The 16,131-nt window shown below is 48.5% G+C and carries 17 protein-coding genes; 15 read left to right on the top strand and 2 right to left on the bottom strand.

Annotated features, from left to right (window positions below; genetic code table 11):
• The first annotated feature begins 25 nt into the window (after positions 1 to 25).
• Positions 26 to 2,650, top strand: coding sequence for an AAA family ATPase (locus tag ACHHZ6_RS11610; protein WP_032642889.1), 2,625 nt, complete (start codon positions 26 to 28; stop codon positions 2,648 to 2,650).
• Between the two features lie 391 nt (positions 2,651 to 3,041).
• Positions 3,042 to 3,797 (top strand): hypothetical protein, encoded by a 756-nt coding sequence (locus tag ACHHZ6_RS11605; RefSeq protein ID WP_127348427.1) that lies wholly within the window; start codon positions 3,042 to 3,044, stop codon positions 3,795 to 3,797.
• Positions 3,798 to 4,106: 309 nt separating this feature from the next.
• On the opposite strand, the gene ACHHZ6_RS11600 is transcribed toward ACHHZ6_RS11605, so the two are convergent.
• Positions 4,107 to 5,204, bottom strand: coding sequence for a hypothetical protein (locus ACHHZ6_RS11600; RefSeq protein ID WP_225367888.1), 1,098 nt, complete (start codon positions 5,202 to 5,204; stop codon positions 4,107 to 4,109).
• A 312-nt stretch (positions 5,205 to 5,516) separates the two neighbouring features.
• Here ACHHZ6_RS11600 and ACHHZ6_RS11595 point away from each other — a divergent pair, with 312 nt between their 5' ends.
• Together ACHHZ6_RS11595 and ACHHZ6_RS11590 are read left to right on the top strand one after the other, a co-directional pair.
• Positions 5,517 to 5,732, top strand: coding sequence for an AlpA family phage regulatory protein (locus tag ACHHZ6_RS11595; protein ID WP_032642895.1), 216 nt, complete (start codon positions 5,517 to 5,519; stop codon positions 5,730 to 5,732).
• A gap of 92 nt (positions 5,733 to 5,824) precedes the next feature.
• Positions 5,825 to 7,264, top strand: coding sequence for a YfjI family protein (locus ACHHZ6_RS11590; protein ID WP_045370402.1), 1,440 nt, complete (start codon positions 5,825 to 5,827; stop codon positions 7,262 to 7,264).
• A 135-nt stretch (positions 7,265 to 7,399) separates the two neighbouring features.
• Here the strand turns inward: ACHHZ6_RS11590 and ACHHZ6_RS11585 are convergent, their stop codons facing one another.
• Entirely contained in the window at positions 7,400 to 8,032 is a 633-nt protein-coding gene (locus ACHHZ6_RS11585; protein ID WP_071957397.1) for an inovirus Gp2 family protein, read from the bottom strand.
• A 483-nt stretch (positions 8,033 to 8,515) separates the two neighbouring features.
• Here ACHHZ6_RS11585 and ACHHZ6_RS11580 point away from each other — a divergent pair, with 483 nt between their 5' ends.
• The 11 genes from ACHHZ6_RS11580 to ACHHZ6_RS11530 all read left to right on the top strand — a co-directional run bounded on the left by ACHHZ6_RS11580 (position 8,516) and on the right by ACHHZ6_RS11530 (position 16,028).
• Positions 8,516 to 9,094: a hypothetical protein gene (locus tag ACHHZ6_RS11580; protein WP_032642897.1), complete on the top strand. Its 579-nt coding sequence runs from the start codon at positions 8,516 to 8,518 to the stop codon at positions 9,092 to 9,094.
• A gap of 141 nt (positions 9,095 to 9,235) precedes the next feature.
• Positions 9,236 to 9,973: a DUF3944 domain-containing protein gene (locus tag ACHHZ6_RS11575; RefSeq protein WP_032642899.1), complete on the top strand. Its 738-nt coding sequence runs from the start codon at positions 9,236 to 9,238 to the stop codon at positions 9,971 to 9,973.
• A 19-nt stretch (positions 9,974 to 9,992) separates the two neighbouring features.
• Entirely contained in the window at positions 9,993 to 10,679 is a 687-nt protein-coding gene (locus ACHHZ6_RS11570; RefSeq protein ID WP_032642901.1) for a WYL domain-containing protein, read from the top strand.
• 8 nt (positions 10,680 to 10,687) lie between these two features.
• Complete coding sequence (locus ACHHZ6_RS11565; protein ID WP_032642904.1) at positions 10,688 to 11,128, top strand: hypothetical protein; 441 nt, start codon at positions 10,688 to 10,690, stop codon at positions 11,126 to 11,128.
• A gap of 35 nt (positions 11,129 to 11,163) precedes the next feature.
• Positions 11,164 to 11,526, top strand: coding sequence for a hypothetical protein (locus ACHHZ6_RS11560; RefSeq protein WP_032642906.1), 363 nt, complete (start codon positions 11,164 to 11,166; stop codon positions 11,524 to 11,526).
• A 343-nt stretch (positions 11,527 to 11,869) separates the two neighbouring features.
• Positions 11,870 to 12,235 (top strand): hypothetical protein, encoded by a 366-nt coding sequence (locus ACHHZ6_RS11555; protein WP_029602878.1) that lies wholly within the window; start codon positions 11,870 to 11,872, stop codon positions 12,233 to 12,235.
• 44 nt (positions 12,236 to 12,279) lie between these two features.
• Positions 12,280 to 13,017, top strand: coding sequence for a HupE/UreJ family protein (locus ACHHZ6_RS11550; protein WP_009654087.1), 738 nt, complete (start codon positions 12,280 to 12,282; stop codon positions 13,015 to 13,017).
• A gap of 13 nt (positions 13,018 to 13,030) precedes the next feature.
• Positions 13,031 to 13,720 (top strand): hypothetical protein, encoded by a 690-nt coding sequence (locus tag ACHHZ6_RS11545; RefSeq protein ID WP_029602877.1) that lies wholly within the window; start codon positions 13,031 to 13,033, stop codon positions 13,718 to 13,720.
• A gap of 149 nt (positions 13,721 to 13,869) precedes the next feature.
• Positions 13,870 to 14,232, top strand: a complete 363-nt coding sequence (locus ACHHZ6_RS11540) for a hypothetical protein (protein ID WP_223610883.1) — start codon at positions 13,870 to 13,872, stop codon at positions 14,230 to 14,232.
• A 63-nt stretch (positions 14,233 to 14,295) separates the two neighbouring features.
• Positions 14,296 to 15,216: a hypothetical protein gene (locus tag ACHHZ6_RS11535; protein WP_029602875.1), complete on the top strand. Its 921-nt coding sequence runs from the start codon at positions 14,296 to 14,298 to the stop codon at positions 15,214 to 15,216.
• A gap of 53 nt (positions 15,217 to 15,269) precedes the next feature.
• Positions 15,270 to 16,028 (top strand): hypothetical protein, encoded by a 759-nt coding sequence (locus ACHHZ6_RS11530; protein WP_029602874.1) that lies wholly within the window; start codon positions 15,270 to 15,272, stop codon positions 16,026 to 16,028.
• The last annotated feature ends 103 nt before the right edge of the window (positions 16,029 to 16,131 follow it).

Here is a 16,131-nt window from a genome sequence, read left to right as displayed (position 1 = left end):
CGTCCGACTGTGTAAAGGAGAATACATGGCAAGCATTGTTTCGGAGTACCAACGCTTTCTCGATTGTTTAACGCAGCAGGACGTTCCTGATGATGTCCGGCGACTTGCGTATCTGATCTTCGATCATATCCAACCTCTCGCTGAAGTCGGCTCGACTCGCCGGGCGCGTTCAGTTCGTCTTGCCCCCCTAGCCCTAAGACATCTAATTGATCAGCCCATCGCTTACGAAGGCAATTCTGACGCCCCTGAAGCAGGTTCTGCTCTGGGCCGATTGCATCAGCTTGAGGTTGGTCCATTCCGTGGATTCATGCGGCAGGAGATATTTGACCTCTCCCACGATATCACTCTCATTTACGGTGCAAACGGTACAGGTAAAAGCAGCTTCTTTGAGGCTCTCGAAGTGTCAATGCTGGGCACTATCAGTGAAGCGCAGTTAAAGCGGGTGGAGCAAAGGCTTTATTGCAATAACGCTCGTCTCAAGCACCACGATGCGCCAGTGCTTCTTGCCGGTGAGGCTCAGAACTTACGGCCCGTCCAGCCTGATGAATCAGAGTATCGTTTTTGTTTCATTGAGAAGAACCGGCTTGATGACTTTGCCCGTATTGCTGCAAGAACCCCTAGCGATCAGCGACAGCTAATCGCAACGTTGTTTGGTGTAGATCAGTTCAGTGAATTTGTCCGTGGGTTTAACCCATCACTCGATCAAGATCTGATGCTTTCCGGACCAATGGCAGCTCAGTTGGTCGAACGGAGAAAGCAGGTAGCAGCTTCAGAGCAGGTAATTGCAGCACATCCGCAGAAAATAGCTTTGATTGAATTGCAGGAAAATGCGCTTGCGCAGCGCATATCCCCCGAAGCGACCTATCAGGCATGCGTTGAATGGCTGGAAGGTACACAACTTCAGCAGGGACGTCTGCCATATATTCAATCTCAACTTGATGCTATCCCACCACTGGTTTATAGGATTACGCAATCCCGACTGGAAGCGCTTCTCGCTGAAGCATACCGTCTACATGGGAGTTGGCAAGAGACCTCAAGGGAACTTGCATCACGTGCGACCGAGGTATCGTATGCAAAACTGTATGAAGCAGTGCAGGCCTTGGCTGTCGGAGCAACTACCTGCCCTGCTTGTGGTACAAATCTTGATACCGTAGCAGAGGATCCTTTTATACGAGCGCGTACGGGACTTGAAGCCCTGGCGCAGTTGGCACAGATTCAGTTGCGGGAGCAAACATTACGAACAGAGCTGAACGAGTCTCTCCAGCTACTGTTGGAGGAAATACGTCGCACCGTAACGGCAGCAATCGCCGCATGCCCGGAAACCCTTCATGCTGCAGTACTGCCGGAATTACCCCAGACATCAGTTGGAGCGTGGCTTGAGTGCTGGGTTGAAGGAGAGAAACAGCCCTGGAACACACTCCTGTGCATTGCCAAAGAGATTGAGCATATCGATAAACAGTCCCTCGCAGTACATAATCAACGTGGTGCGTTGACCGAGGAGCGGGACCGTCTGATTCAGTATCGGTTCGAAATTGAAAGACTACGTACGCAGCGCACAGCCGCCAACGTTGAACTAGCTGCAGCTCAATCTAATCTGACCCAGTTCAATGACAATAATCGAGATCTGCTCCAAGCCATTGCTGAAGAAGAAACTGTCATAAAGTTAAATCAACGAATTAAGGTAGCTTACGACGGATTCCTACCGGAAATCCAAAGATACATGGCCGCACTACCTGGCATATTGCTTCAGGGATTGGGTGAACAGGCTCGGGATCTGTATAACGCTTTTAACCGAAGCGATGCACCTAGCGATCTGCTGCATGCACTTCATATGCCAGTTGCTGAAAATGGCAAAATTGAAGTCGAATTCGCCGGTGAACCGGGCATTCGTTACGATGCGCTAATCATTTTCAGTGAGGGACATATCAAATGTCTTGGCCTCGCAATTCTGTTGGCCAAAAATATTGTCCAAGGATGCCCGGTGGTTATTTTTGATGATGTGGTTAATGCGATTGATGATGAGCATCGAGACGGTATATGGCGTACCTTCTTTGAAGATGGGCTACTGGACGACAAACAGGTAATCTTGACTTCCCATGCCGAAGAATTCCTCATCCGAATTCAACAGGAGTTAGGTGCAGCAAGGGCAGGAGCCATTAAGCGCTACAAATTCCTACCACACGATGGTGAACACGAACTGCGGGTAGACAGCAATCCACCGAGTAAGAATTACGTTCTGCTTGCGCAGCAGGCTCTAGATGGGGATGAAAAGCGTGAAGCTCTTCGTCAGTCACGTCCCGCCCTGGAAAGCCTTACCGATAGCCTTTGGTCGTGGATGGGCAGACGCGGTGACGGACGCATTGATATTAAACTCAGTGGACCACGTTCGCCTTGGGAATTGAATAATAAATGCTCTAAATTGAAATCGGCCGTTAATCGCATTTCAGGGCAGCATCCCGGGGCCCCGGCTGCAGTTGCTGCATTAGAAAGATTACTCGGAGTCAACGGCTCCAGCATTGAATGGGGATATCTGAACAGCGGCGTGCACGATTCACAGCGAGACCACGAATTCGACCGCTCCACAGTAAGAACAATAGTGGAGTCGATTGTGTCGCTTGATGCAGCCCTTAGCGTCATGAGAAATCAGTAAGTGATACACAGTGAAACTGGTGCCGGGTGGTGTCGCAATCAGCCTCCCTAAACGTAGCTTTAGCCGTTCAGATGCTTGCTGGCTTTCTCGATGAGTTGAATCGGGTTAGCCCCACGGTTCAACTGGAAGCTAGCGAGCACCTGATTATTTGGATTCGGAAAAAACAGCAATGACCGAATTGCTAATGGAGTACAGGGACAACAAATGGGAAATGATATTTTCATCACAAAATGGCATCAAAAAACCTGCAAACTCCAGTCGCAAATTAAAAGTTTCATTAAAAAAATAAGCGAGCAACTTACTTATAAGTAACATCACCAATGGTATTATATCAATGATATTTTTTTACCAAATAAAAAGAAACAGATATGAAATAGCTGCAGTACTACTCATGATAAGCATTGGACTGCTTAATTTGGGGTGGCTGAGTTTAAAGAAAATCCCTGAAACTCCTCCAGGATATTATGAAAATATTGTCATCGAACACCTGCAATTATTCACGAACCTGCGCAACGAGTATCATAATCAGCAACATGAAATGAAGAGTGAAATGCTGTCCAAAGAGCATGCATCTATAGAAGTAGCTAGGATTGCATTAAAATTAAACATATTTGAATCCCGATATCTGGATTTTTGGGTAGCAGAGAGACCGATTATTATTGGTATGTTGAAGCCTTTTGAAGAGCCAAAATATAGAAGCTGGTATGTACACCTTCCTCAAGAAACTCGAAAACTGGTTAACAACATAGCAGATAATCTACACGAGGTTTATCCCAAACTTGCGAAGTGTAATCAAAATGCGGCTAAGGATTATATGGCATTAGTTTCGGGACTGGCGGCACCATCATCTCGCGATAAAGTATCTGCTGCCTTGGTTGCGCAAACCCGAGTAATAATGCGCAATATTTCTCAAGATCAGCATTCTCCATCAGAGATTTGCGATAGTGCAATGGTGTCATATTTTTCTTCGATACAACTGTTATCGAGAACATATAGTGAACTTGCAGATTCTTATCAAGAGCAACTAGAAGCTAATGAATTATTACGTAAAATAGTCAGCACGATATTATCCTTTCTTTTATTTTTAGTTTGCTATAAGTGCCGTGAAAATTTGATAAAAAAGGCAGCAAAATCACTGGGGGTATAATTTTTCTAAACTATTGAAGTTACTGTTATTCGAGTAAGGATTTTTAGGACTAATTAGGCATAAGATCGATTTTTAAATGGAATTTTCTCAAGATGAGCTTGTTAAAAATTTGTTTTTTCCAGAACTATACAAAAGAGATAAGAACAGTCTGGTCAGGTGGGCAAAGAACTAATATTCCGGAGTTCTTCTTCGTGCCGATTACTATTTTTAATGAAGCGACACACCTCTTATTTTTGAAATATAAAAACCACCTCTAAAGGTAATTATCTTTCACATCGCCAAATGAACACTATACCTGCCACCTCTGCTTTATGGATAATTACATTCGTTAGTTCCTGTACTACAGAATCTCAAAGCCATATCGTAATAATAATTATTATCAAGATGCCAAGGGATGATAAACCCCTGATTCAATAAAAGAAAGCAATAATACCTCACTTGAGAGTAACGTTCTTTTTTTACAGATTTATAGCGGAGATAAAGGCTCCTAGCTGATACACTAAAACCAAGCCCCAAATACTTCAACCTTATTTTTTCTGAAATGGTATGACTATTACTCTCCTCATTATAAATTGCAATTACAGGGTCTTCATCATGTTCGCATGCAATATCAAAGGCCCCCAGGGTTCCCAGCCAACTGCCCTGGGTACCACTAAACATGCGTTTATGAAGATAGTATTTATTTATATTTTCAAGAAGGGCTATAACATTCTCCCGAGAAACACCGTTTTTGCATTGAAAGCTTACAAAAACTTTCCGTTCCGCTCCCATAAACCAGTTATCGACTAATCTTTTATAGTAATCAGAAATATTTTTTTGTTCTACGGCGGACATTTTTAGGTCAGGCGTGGGTAAAGTAATCGTATTATTGTTTTTTAGTGACAGCATTACCGCCACTACTCGTTGCAGCATCTTAAATTCGAAAAGCAAACCAGTGCGTATAAGCTGTAACAATTCTCCAGGTCCAGATTCCTTCGCATGCTTATCAATATTTCGAGAGTATTTCCCACATGAAATGACCCCATAACCTACCAGCTCCCGATAAAACTCAAGAGGAGCATCTGCATACTCCAGTGCATAGCAGCATTCGGTCAGACGATACCGGATAAGATACGGTGTTGCTGATAATGCCAGATCTTCATCATTCATGAGATCTTTAATGGTTTGATCAATGAATTCCCCCTCCACACCATTGTTCTCCGCAGCAGTGTAAAGCAATGTGAGACCAAAATTGCTCGCTGTTTGAGTACTCTCGCCATAGTCAGTCCCCTCATCAAAAAACGTACTTACTCCGGACTGTTCAGCATACTCAGTCATCGCTAAAGAAAGTTTGCCATCAACAGACAGAATAATTTCCAGCGCTCCCAGCAGGTAGTGCTTTGCTATCGCAGTCTTTTTTTCCGACATGTTGGCTTCCCGTAAGATCTTATTGATTTTGAGAATAATGCGGGAATACCACTCTGCGATGGGATCTTTGCAAACCTCATTCATCACAATCTGACTAAAGTGAAGATTATCAATGGCATCAAACGCGGCTTTTTGTATCGGAGTTATCGCAGGCATATGTCAATGTCAAAAAAAGTAATATATTAATGACCTTAGATTACACCAAAATACTCACTTACAATCAATTCCTCTTACCAGACTGCAGGCAATCACCGAGCAGTAGTAATCGATAACTTAATCAAAAAGTAATTTCATATAGTTAAGAGAGGAAAAATGAATACAACTATTCAGACAGTGAAAATCCTGCGTATGCCTGCTGTGGTGCGCAAACTCGGTATCGCCCGTGCCACCATCTACGACTGGCTTAACCCAAAGTCACCACGCTATGACGCCACGTTTCCTAAACAACGCCGCCTGGGTATGCAATCTGTCGGCTGGGTGGAATCTGAACTTGATAAATGGATAGAGGAGAATTGCCCTCAGGTTTAATAGCGCCTTTATTCTGACTCTGCATCAGCTATGACAGAGAGTCACGACTGATGCGGAAAATTTAAATTTTTTGTGCATTCTGGAGCCCCCCAATGCCAAAACATGATGATTTTCCTGTTGATGCGTTTCCGCCACTCATCAAAAACGCAATCTGTGAAGCACACGAGGTAACAAAAGCCCCAATCGCTCTGATTGCGGCGTCCGCTCTGGGGGCAATTTCTCTGGCCTGCCAGAATCGTATTGATGTTATACGCCCAGGGAACCATCGTGGCCCCGTATCACTTTTTGTCCTGACTATCGCTGAATCAGGTGAGCGCAAAAGCACCGTTGACAAACTGTTGCTAAAACCATTGCGCGCGAAAGAAGAACAGCTAGAAAATATTCATAATCGGGAATATCAGATTTATTACAAACAAAACCAGATAGCTGTCTCAGTAAGAAAAGCGCTGGAAAACAAGCTTAAAGCACATATTAATCGGGATAAAGATATTACTGAAATAAAATCAGCAATAATGGCCCTTCAGTCTCCGGCCCCCCCTGTCAGACGCAAACTGACGTTCAACGATGCCACACCGGCTGCCATTAAAGCATTCCTTTGCGGTGGCTGGAATGCTGTGGGTGTGATGTCCGATGAGGCAGGAACAATTTTTGGTGGTCATGCACTTAGCGAATTGCCGTTTATCAACACAATGTGGGATGGCGAGAGATTTAGCGTCGAACGTAAAAACGAACCCGACGCGGTTATTAGCGACGCCCGTATGACGTTATCATTGATGGTTCAGCCTGAAGCCTTCCGTGATTACCTTGAGCGTAAAGGCAGCATGGCTAAAGGTGTCGGCTTTTTTGCCCGGTGTCTGATTAGTTTTCCGACATCCACACAGGGTTCACGCCTGATCACCGTACCAGTGACATCGCAGGAACACATTCCTAAATTTCACGACCGTCTCATGGAAATTATTAACGAAAGCCTGGCCACTAACATTAGCGAGCGCCTTTCTCTTAAATTTTCACCTGAAGCTGAAAAAAGTTGGATCAATTATTATAATCAAATTGAAACCAGTATCGGTATTCAGGGCAAAAATGGGCTGAGTGACTTCAAGGATTTTGCGTCAAAGTCAGCTGAAAATATTGCGCGTATTGCTGCATTAATACATTACTTTGAGGGCAATACGGGAGATATTTCTGAATGTGCAACTCAATCAGCCATAGAAATTTTTAGCTGGTATGGCTTTGAGCATCAGCGCCTCTTTACCAAAGTAGATACTGCTGAAACACCAGAACAGGATGCAATGGAACTTCTGACCTGGATTGAGGTTAAGTATCGCGAGCGCCTTTCAGTTGCTCTTGATAAAAACTTTATTCGTCGCTATGGCCCTAACAGACTTAGGACTGGAGGGAAAATTTACATGTTACTGGACTGGCTTCAAAGTCAGCGTAAAATAATTATCTTTAAGCAAGATAATAAAACTTTGGTTTACCCGAGTTGGGCATCCACCCCCAACTATACAGGTCAAACCTTCAGCCGCTTCTGACTCTTTTTGGTTAAGGAAAGGCAGGTATTATATATTTTTCTTGCGTGTTATATGGCCTTACCGGCCAGGACCTGCATTAACTAAGACCTAAGGTTAAACTATATGAAAGGCAGAGGGACGAGCCCTCTGCCTGCGTTACATTTGGCCGGTTCCAATCACTGACGGATTCCGTTGGCTGCATCCAAAAGAACGTCCATCTCCATAGTGCTTTGTGTACTCTTTTGCCAGGTACATTGCTCTCTGACGTGCTGTAACATACTGCTCTTCATGCTCATGACGTTTACCTTCTATCCAGCCACATGGGTGTTCCGGAAAATGAACCAGGCCAGCATAGGCCTCCCAGGGTAATTTCAGCGCACTGCACCAGGCTTTCTGGATAACATTCGCCAGTGAATCTATACCATCGTTGCATTGAGGCTGATAATCTCCCAGCGTATGGAAGGTGTCCTTGTTTACCAATAGCATCACATGGTAATGCCGGTTGCCATCCACCAGGCCATATTCTCTGCACCAAATATAACGTATGGACGTCAGATTCTTACAGGTAAGTCCTGCATGCCTTCGGGCAGTCATCTGAGCATTTGCATGGTATTTCAGCGAATCAAAGAAGCGCGAGATAACGCGCTCATCACGACGACCAGTACCGTCAGTCGGAAACCGCAAATCAAAACGAAATGTAGAAAGCCTGGGGTATTGATCAGTCGCTGCTGCCAGTGTTCGTTCTACGCCATCAGTGTATCGCGGATCGTATGTATATTTCGAATTCATAACTTTAGCCTTAGTATAATTTACATCTGTATCCCGAATAAGTTAGAGACAAATATCATTCATTTTATAATAACAACCCCCAACGGAATTCAATATATTTTCTGCATTACACACTCACCTTCTTTTTATTTAATAATACCAATACGGAGCGACTTATCACCCAACACCGCCACCGGAGGCAATAGAAGCAAGCAAAACCATCGTAGAACACATCATTTTATTTTCTGGAGTTATTTCTTAAATAAAATAAATCACAAGAGAAAGCTAACCATTTACTCATAGGCATTTTTTTGATACTAACTCATCTCATATGCAAGACACGTAAAAAATTACATAAAGAATACACAGTCGGTTACTATGAGATTGCGGCAAAAACTGAAAATAAAAAAATACAGATATATATCACCTTAACGACAACCATCTGGAGTTGTCGATAAGGAGGATAGTCTGGATATTACTGTATTACAGCATCTCTTTGACGGGATGTATGCCCTGGCGGTGGAAGGTACCGCCGTCACGGACTCTGCCGCAGTGCTGGCCGACAGTTACCTTCAGAACGACATGAGTCGTAATGATGCGGCTGAATCGCTGGTGCTGTACGAGTCCCTGAAAGCCTGCGGCTCCGGCTTTTCTTGTGGTCTTACCGGTGGCGCGCTGCTGCCGTTGACCGTCACCGCCGACGTCTGCTCTTCGCTGTTCATCCAGATGCGGCTGTGTGCGGCCGTTGCCATCATCGGAGGCCATGACACTGCAGACCCACGGGTACGCCTGCTTTGCTGGGGCGCGCTGGCCGGGGATGCCTGCTCGGATGCCATCAGTGGCATCATCACCCGGTTACTGACCCGCGCACTGAGCCAGTCTCAGGCCGAGACCGCTCTGCTGACAGTGGTTCGCGACGCATTACTGCTGAAAAGCAGTCAAGTGTTACTCAGGGAAAGCCTGCTGCTCCCGTTACTGGGCGGGGTAATCAACGGTGGTGCCGCCTGGCTCGTCACCCGCCTGACGGGGCAACTCGCCATTCGTCTGTTTATTCCACCGGTAACTCCGCCCTGTGCAGCATAATCCTCTGTATTTCATTTTCGGACATCACCTGTCCGTCATTACTCGTATAACACGCTGATTTTCCTGACGCATCGGCCATGTCCTTACAGGCGGGTTTGTTATCGTTTTTGTCCTGACGATACAGACCTGAATGGAGGGCTAATGGCCGTTTATCGCGAAGATGCTGACCTGCGGTTTCTGGGGCGTTGTGAGAATGAGGACCTGGATTTACTGGTCAGCCTCATTACCCATGACCCACGGGACAAAACCCTGCGCTGGACGGAAACGCTGTCCGGCAGCGACAACTACAAACGTTTTTATCCAGCGCACCGTAATTACTGGCAGGAGATTGCCGCTGAAATCCAGGCCTTTGGTGCCAGCAGTATCGCCAGTGTATTCAGGGGTGGGAAAGGCGTGCTGTATCGGGAAGTGTTATGCGATGTCTGTGACCATACGGGCGTGAAATACAGGAAGGAGGAGGCAACCGAAACCGTTGAGCTCTCCCTGCTGATGAAGATGCTCGAAAAAAGCCTCAGCGAAATGTCCCCGACTGAGCTGCAGGAGTTTGCTGACAGCATGGGTACGGAACTGACCGCACCGACAGCACCGCTGATTTTAATGGCCATACAGACTGCCGTCCGGTCTTCCGGTTTTGCAGCCTACCGTCTGTCGGTCGTGATGCTCAGTACGCTTGCGAAGGTTGTACTGGGGCGCACGCTCCCCATCGTGACTTATCTGACCCTGACCCGCTTTATCAGTGTACTGGCCGGGCCGGTTGGTATCGCCCTGAGCACCGGCTGGCTGATTGCCGATATGGCAGGCCCGGCACGGCGGGTTACGGTTCCGGCCTGCCTGCTGATTGCTTGTCTGCGTCAGCAGTATCTGTACAAATCAATGTAATCAACGGAAACCCTTCAATATGTCTGCGGAAGAAAAACAGCACGATCGCATGGCATCACGGCTGGCGATCATCATCAGTCGCCTGCTGATGGGGGAACGGTTGTCAGTTAGTGGGTTGTCTCAGGAGTTTCGTATCTCGGAGCGCACTCTGCGCCGGGATTTTCGTGAACGCCTGAGCTGCCTGGAACTGACATACCAGCAGGGGTGCTGGTCACTGGCCCACCAGCACGAAGGCCTGCGCACCAACCGGCATATTCTGCACTTTGCACGAGTAACCCGCACGGAGCAGCTGTTCCCGGCGATGGATAATCGTCTGATATCTGTGCTGACTGACAGCTCCGTAGAGCCACCTTTTATCGTCTGGCAGTCTCCACCGGAGCGCAAGCCCGGTCCCTTCGGCAGTTTCTGGCGTATCACACAGGCCATTCTGGAGCGAACTCTGCTGGATCTGACCGCAGAGGGGCAGCAGTACCGCTGGTTCGCACCTTATCGCCTGATTTATTTCGAGAACGGCTGGTATCTGGTCGGAGAGTACGCCCGGCAACTGCAGGTCTTTCTGCTGGAAAGCATTACCGATGTCTGCCTGACACCCAGGCAGTTTCTGCGCAGAAAACACATCGATGCCCTGACCGCCGACCCACATTTCATTCACTCACTGCCGCACTTCCAGTACATCCGCACTGTACTGGCAGAAACGGAAAATTAAGGATAATCATGAAAAAAATCGCATTTTTACTGGCGCTGCTTTCTTCAGCGCAGGCCAGCGCAGCCGTAAACCAGTGGACCCGTACCTGGGTTCAGGGGGGCACGGAATACCGGATACAGAATAAACAGAGTGCTGAACTGCTTCTGACCTGTTCACCGCACGACAATGTGTTCGTCCGGTACACCGCGCCTGATGGCAAAACGCTCACCAGCGGCAATGATGATGGTCGCAGTCTTGAGGCGCAGACAGACAACAGCGACACGTTTCTTATAAACGACACACTGTCTGATGCAGGGGGGAGTAACTTCGAGGCCTTCTGGAATGCAGTCAGAAAATCACAGCGGATTCATATCACTGCGACCGGCCTGACCTCCACAACGTTCACCTTCAGCAATGCCGCCCGGACCCTGCCTGAGTTTGATAAATCAGGCTGTCTGACCCGTATGTGAACCTTTACGACTCCAGCAAATATAAGGAAAAAATAATGAAAACAGCAATGAGTGCCCTCGCCGTGGCACTGATAATTTCACCTCTGCTGCACGCAGCAGAGGCCCCGGTCAGGATTGGTCTGGAGCAGGTTAAAAATCCGTATTACCCGAATCTGCATCAGCAGCGTGTTCACGTTCAGTCGCTCACGGACAGCGTCACCATTAAGGATGTTGTCGTTAACCGGGGGAACTGCCCGATTCAGAAGATGCCCACGGTCTACGCAGGTAGTAAGCCTGTCCCGCTGGTACCGTCAACGTTGCCTTACGGGAAAGAGATTGCCGTCTACATTAAAGGCCCATGCAGTGTGGCGGAGATTAACGTCATCACCAGTCAGGGGGACTGGCTGATGAAGTACTAGTTTCGTCTGAACAATATCTGGTCTGACAATCAGTTGTCAGACCCTGTTGTGCTATCAGTCGTAATATCAAAAAAATCAGGTATTAATACTGCGTATTAATAGCCATTATAAACCCCTCCCCCGTAAGGTCCCTCCCCTTATGAAGGATTCGCCATACTATATATCTCATTACTTCATTATGTTAGCGTCCTGCCACTGCTTGTCTGACCGCTTTGTGCCAAAAGCGGACGCTACGATTCCGCAGTGATTAAACCCCCAACCCCAAAAGACCTGTTGAAATGGGGTCAGCAAAACAGATACATTACGCACGTTGTTACCTTGTATCATCAGGATGCCGTTGACTGTGTTTTTTAGCCGTGAAGTCATTTCCAGAATCGTGCTTATCATCATGGCTGTTGCCGTGCTGAGCAGTTCGCTTATGGCAAAACCACAGGCTGTCTACAACGTCCAGGATACAACGACCATCAGTGACCATCAGCACGATAGCGATGAACCGCTGAATGAGCACGATCCGCTGCTGTTCCACTCGCACGGTAATGTGCACCACCTCAATGCCGATCATTCCCACGATCTGAACAAACTCTTCACCCTGACTGCTTTGCAGGCCTGGAACGCGGGCATACGGGCGACCTTTGCGCTGAGTTCAGAACAAATTCTGCGAATGCCACAGGCCACCCCCGAACGCCCTCCGAGATCCCTGTTTGCGTAATAACTGCTGTTAATTCGTTATTATTCAAACTGTAAGGATTTTGTATGAACACCTGCCTTAATTTACAAGGCCGGTTGAGCGGTGGCCTGTTTTCGACTCAGGCGCGTTCGGCTTGTCTGTTTTTCATATTGTTATTGCTTTTCTACAGCCAGGGTGCGGCCGCACATGGCGTAGCCGAAGGCGACAAAGGGTACATCCAGGAAATCACCGGGATTAACATCATCCCGTTTATCTACCTTGGCGCGAAGCATATGGTGACCGGCTACGATCACCTGCTGTTTCTGTTCGGCGTGATTTTCTTTCTCTACAAAATGCGCGATATCGGGCTGTACGTCAGCCTGTTTGCTATCGGACACTCCACAACGCTGCTCATTGGGACGTTCTTTGACATCAGCGTAAGCGCTTATCTCATTGATGCCATTATCGGACTGTCTGTGGTCTACAAAGCCCTTGATAACCTTGGCGCGTTCCAGCGCTGGTTTGGCTTTCAGCCTAATACGAAGATGGCGACGCTTATCTTTGGTTTCTTCCACGGCTTTGGCCTGGCGACCAAAATCAAGGAGTTCGAAATTTCCCCCGATGGCCTGTTCGTCAACCTGATTGCCTTCAATGTCGGGGTCGAGATAGGTCAGCTTCTGGCGCTGAGCGCCATCCTTATCATCATGAGTTACTGGCGGCAGACGGCGAGCTTTTTCCGCCATGCCTACACCGCCAATGTGGTGATGATGAGCGCCGGTTTCCTGTTAATGAGTTACCAGATTTGTGGCTACGTTTTAGCCTGAGGGAGAAAAGAGAATGTATAACACCGATTTACCGACCCGCGCAGAGCTGCCATCTGCGATGAAGCTGATGCAGTCCACTATCCTGGCGGCTATTGTTGCTTTAACGCTGCTGATAACCATCGTGATGCCTTCAGAATATGGTATCGATCCAACGGGCGTTGGCCGCCTGCTGGGCCTTAAACAGATGGGCGAAATCAAAACGCAGCTGGCGGAGGAAGCCGCCACGGACAAACAGGCGAGTACGAGCCAGTGGGGGCAGTCAACCACTCCGACGAATGAGCGCCCGGTGGCGGATAACCCGCCGACAATCACGCAAAACAACTACCCGGAGCTGAGCGTTCCGGCGACAACTCGTGCGCCAGAAGCCCCAACTGCCGGTTCTCAGCGCAATCAGCTGTTAATTACTCTGAAACCGAATGAAGCGGCTGAAGTTAAGATGGAAATGCGTAAGGATGCCCGGGTGACTTACCAGTGGACAAGCTCTGGACCTGTCAACGTGGATGCACACGGCGATCCGGTTAACGCACCGAAAGGGTTTTACCACGGCTATGGTAAGGGCCGCCAGATAACCTCAAAGGATGGTGTGTTGCAGGCGGCCTTTGACGGTAAGCATGGCTGGTTCTGGCGAAATCGTGGTTCAAAGACGATTACTATCCAGCTTGATACCAATGGCGAATACCAGAGCATTAAGCGCGTAATCTGATTAATCGGGCCCGTATAATGCGGGCCCATCTTATTCATTCCGGCAATACAAGACTTTACACTTTCGCCTCTTACATCCTCCCCGGGGGGATGCTAATCTTTTCTCTATGTTATGAAGACTGCCTGAGAGAAACGCCAGCGATGTATCTGATGTTTAAACGTTCACCCCGTTATATTCTGATGATTGTCATCATGGCCGTTGGCATGATGATGTCGTCGATGGGCACGTTTGCGTCACACGGTACCAACGGCCTGACTGGTTACGAGATGAATCTGCATGATGCAGAAGTCACCATGACAGTGCAGGATCACTCCCACGACTCGGATATCCCTCAGTCTGGTCACGCAGGCCATCATCAGACAGACCATTTCCATGAAACCCCTCAGCAGCCGCCCTCTGTGGAGATCTCCCTCTCTCCTGTAGCAGACAGATGGTTGCCGCTTGCCGATCTTCGCAGCCCGGTTAAGGCCACGGACATCATTTACCGCCCTCCAAGCACCCGCCAGATCTGATGGCTGTTGCCGGTAGCAGTTTGCTTCCTGGCGTTTACCAACTTCAGATTTAGCGGAGAGGCTATGTACACAGACTCCATACAGGCGCGTCGCGAGATTGCGCGTAATTTTACTGAACTTAATTATCGAATTACCCCTCTGCACTGGCAGACACTGTGCATGGGCGTTAATCGCGATCTCCAGGCCAAAAAACTGCGTCCGAACGTCCCTGTTCCTTCACGACGTAAGGTCATTCCGTTCCTGAAAATGATGCACAAAGAAACGGGCTCGATGTTGAAAGCCATTCTTGCCTTTGGTTTCGATGGCCCCTGGACCTCCAGCGGTGGTTCGTTTCGTCTGGCGCGAGAAATTGGGTTCGATATTGCCCACCATGCAAAAAACATTCATCACAAAAACGGTACCGTCACCTTCCTTGAAATTGGTGCTGCCTGGGCAGGTTTTCGTGCTGAAGAAGCGACCAGCCATCAGGCGGCAATTTCCGGACTTGCCCAGAGCTTCAGGGAGCAGCTCGGGGAGAGCGCATTCCTGCATTTCACCAATCTCACGCCATGGCACGAATCGCTGCCAAAGGGGGTGACTGAGCATCCCTACGTGACGGCTGCCGGGCTGTGCGTACTGGAGAAGCAGGGAGTTCGGGCCGGTGAGGTCGATATTATCTACTCTCAGGCCGCAGCCTATTTCGAACAGGATTACACGGCATTCCTTCGCAGCGCAGCCCGTCTGCTGAAAGGGGATGGCGTCTTAATCTTCAATCATGATCCTGTTCTGGCGAGCGCGATGGATGAAGTCGCGTGGGAGCAAGGACTCCGGCTGGTTCGACGTAAGCAAATGGGCGGAATGAATGGCGCGATTGCCCGTTATCACCGGCTTCGTTCATCCCCGGTGAGTCAAATGGTTTTCCCTGGGGTAAACCGTGAACAGGACGATGAAGTGGTCTGTGAATCACTGGTTATGTCGGCACTTCGTCGCAGCGTGGAGGTGTAACGCCCGATATGTTGACGCGCAGACATTTTCTCACCACCACAGGAGCGTTGCTGATGACAACATTACTGCCGGGGGAAACCCTGGCAGCCTCTCTGGCCGAAAAAGTCAGTGATACATGGCAAAGAATTATCGCTCGCCGCACTGCTAAGGAGACGATAACGCCGGGCTGGATTTTACAGTCGCTCGGGCTTCAACCGGGCTCAACGGAACTGCGGAGAGCCATTTTTGAACTGGTCAGGCGAATGCCCTATCAGCTTGGGTCATGGAATAACCAAAGCATGAGCCTGTTTGAGCAGGGTTTTGGCGACTGTCGTCATAAAGCCGCCGCGGCCGAACGATTGCTGGTTGCCGGTGGGATTACAGCAAGGCGAAAACTGGTGCAGTTTGACTGGGCTGACTTGCCCGTTCCTCCGGAAATACTGGCTATTTTGCCGCAAACCCAGGGATTTCATGACACCGTGACTTTTGAGTTAAACGGGAAAACATGCCTGTTTGATGCCACCTGGGATATAGCCCTGCGCGGCGCGGGCTTCCCGGTGATGCCTTCCTGGGATGGCAACTCTGATACCTGGTCGGTGACTTCCCGGATGTCGACGCAGCAAACCGTACAGATGCCACAGCCCGGGCAGGATATTTACAGCGCTAACCAGATGAGCTGGCCTCAGCGCGAGAAAACCATGGCCTTCAATCAGGCGCTGAATAGCTGGCTGGACGACGTTCGGGCTAACCGTGATGACTGGTGCACCATCGTCCATAGCGATGTTGAAGCCACACGGCTGAGTCTGAAAACCTGCCTGGGACTTCTGAGTTAACACCTTTCTCGTCAGAAGGGGCTTCGCAAGGAAGCGGTGATAACACCTTCGACACTTTTTATGCTGCTTCAGGTATAACGCTGGGATACCTGAAGCTTTTTTT

It is taken from the genome of Enterobacter cloacae complex sp. 2024EL-00214 (genome assembly GCF_043945575.1).
GTDB lineage: Bacteria > Pseudomonadota > Gammaproteobacteria > Enterobacterales > Enterobacteriaceae > Enterobacter > Enterobacter cloacae_P.
Note: the sequence above shows the minus strand (reverse complement) of the source record. Positions and strands in the feature narration are given on the sequence as shown.